At 64.3% G+C, this 1,945-nt stretch carries 5 protein-coding genes and 1 tRNA gene; all 6 read left to right on the top strand.

Annotated elements, in window-relative coordinates:
- The coding region (locus Q0C64_RS13185; protein ID WP_294124301.1) for a hypothetical protein at nucleotides 1-485 on the top strand (485 nt) is incomplete at its 5' end.
- Nucleotides 482-703 carry a hypothetical protein gene (locus Q0C64_RS13190; protein WP_294124302.1) on the top strand — a complete coding sequence of 74 codons (222 nt, stop codon included), beginning with the start codon at nucleotides 482-484 and terminating at the stop codon, nucleotides 701-703. The genes Q0C64_RS13185 and Q0C64_RS13190, both read left to right, overlap by 4 nt.
- A gap of 173 nt (nucleotides 704-876) precedes the next feature.
- Nucleotides 877-1,080, top strand: a complete 204-nt coding sequence (locus tag Q0C64_RS13195; protein ID WP_294124303.1) for a hypothetical protein — start codon at nucleotides 877-879, stop codon at nucleotides 1,078-1,080.
- A complete protein-coding gene (locus Q0C64_RS13200; RefSeq protein ID WP_294124304.1) occupies nucleotides 1,077-1,409 on the top strand; it encodes a hypothetical protein in 333 nt (110 codons plus the stop codon). The genes Q0C64_RS13195 and Q0C64_RS13200 overlap by 4 nt, the downstream gene beginning before the upstream one ends.
- Before the next feature lie 197 nt (nucleotides 1,410-1,606).
- A tRNA-OTHER gene (locus Q0C64_RS13205) sits at nucleotides 1,607-1,686 on the top strand.
- 31 nt (nucleotides 1,687-1,717) lie between these two features.
- A partial coding sequence (locus Q0C64_RS13210) for a hypothetical protein (RefSeq protein WP_294124305.1) occupies nucleotides 1,718-1,945 on the top strand: 228 nt, incomplete at its 3' end.

Consider the following 1,945-nt stretch of genomic DNA (forward strand, 5'->3'; position numbering starts at 1 on the left):
TCGAAACCGTGCTGGCCGCGCGCTTCTCCGCGGTGCCGGCGCCCGCTGCCCCCCCCCACGCGAAAGTCATCCAGCGCACGCGCGGCCCGAACAAACCCAAGGCCGCGCCGACCGCTACGGCTCCCAGCCAGGCCAGCGAGCGCTTCACTGTCCCGACGCCAGCGCCGACGCTCAACGGCCATGTCGGCAAAAGCAAGATCCCGCCGTCGCCTGGCGCGCCCGAGGGCGACGATGCCGACGAAGAGATTCTCGGCGGCGATGTTGCCGAGTTCACGCCGAACATGCAGGAACGCTGCCAGGCCGTGGCCAAGCTGCTGCTCAACGGACCGCGCCGCGTCGGCGAGCTTCGCGACGAGCTGGGCATCGCTGAATCGACGATGTTCAAGATCCTCAACTGCCGCTGGTTCGCGAAGCACGGTTACGGCGAATACCGCCTCACCGCCGAGGGGCGAACGGCAGTCACCGGAAAGCAGGCGATCCCATGATCGAGCCAATGACCCGCAAGGACCGCGTTCGCGAGCGCATGGCGAAAAACCTGGCCAGGTTCTGTGCATGGTCGCACAAGCTCCGCGCTGATCCGACCAACGCGTTCGCGAGTCGCCGCGCGATCCTGGCCGCCGAGCAAATCGCCGAGGACCTCGCCAGGCTGGAAGAGATCAAGGAAACCGAGGCAACGCTGGCTGTCTTGCGGGGTGGATTGTGAGCGCGCCGGCCAAGCCATTGCTGCCATGGCAGGACAGCAAGCCCTGGAAGTGCATGCGTTGCCCATGGCAAGGCGGCGTCAACGAAGTGCTGCAGCGCGTGCTGCGGAATCGAGCGCACCGGTTTTGTCCGCGATGCTTTCATCCGTGCCGACCGAGCTGGAGGGGCTGACCAATGGCGAAAGGATTCTGCCTGGACTGTGGCGCGAAGATCAGCCGGCTCTGGAAGCGCTGCGAGCCGTGCCGGGCCGACTTCGATGGCTTTAGCGAGCCGACCGAGGAGCAACTCCAGGAGACGATCGCTCAGCAGCTGGAAAACTTGCCGCCCTGGTGGCCAGCTGGCGACGCGATCGACGCCGACGAAGAGGACGCAGCATGAACGCGATCCATTACCACACTCATCATCACGGCGACGCCGCATGTGCGGCCAAGCTCGATGAGATTCTGACCCTCGTCAAGGGCCTATCGGCCCAAGGAGTTTTGCTCATGGCCACATTGCAACAGATTTTGACGGAAGTGCAGGCGGAGACGACTGCCGTCGATGGCCTGATCAAGTTGCTGGACGGCGTCAAGGCCCAGCTCTCCGCGGCGCTGGCCGCGGGCCCGCTCGATCAGGCGACCGTCGATCAGATTTTCGCGGCAGTGACCGCGGAGAAGCAGAAGGTGGTTGACGCCCTGGCGGCGAACGTTGCGCCGCCTGCGGCCTAGGGACTGTCCAGCCGGAGCGGTCGGGCCGCCGGTCCTGGGCGTGAGCAAATACGCATCGTTCCGGGGCCGGTTTTTCTTCAAGGAGGAGGTCGCATGGAAGTGATCGAATTGGCATTGTGGTGCGCGCTCCTGGGTGTTCTGGGAGCGCTGATCAGGGCAGTGGTTTGCAGGGGTCCGCCACGAATAACTGTCATGGCGCGGGGATAGCTCAAATGGCAGAGCGGCCTGGGAGTACCGAGCAACTCAGGCAGTGCAGGTTCAAGCCCTGCTCCCCGCAGTTTCGCAACAACGACACCAGGGAGATTCACATGACGACAGCAGCAACGAAACCAGCAGCCAATATGCCGACGCAGATTCCGCTCAAGCTCAACAACACCAACGTGGCGGAGTTTCTTTTCAGCGATGCGATCAAGCGGCAGATCGCGCTCGCGTTGCCGCAACACCTGAAGCCCGAGCGCATGATCCGCATGGCGCTCACGACCGTGAGGCGCACGCCCAAGCTGCTGGAATGCGACCCGATGACCCTCGTCGCGTGC

Origin of the sequence: Sphingomonas sp., assembly GCF_023266535.1 — a bacterium.
Taxonomy (GTDB): Bacteria; Pseudomonadota; Alphaproteobacteria; order Sphingomonadales; family Sphingomonadaceae; genus Sphingomicrobium.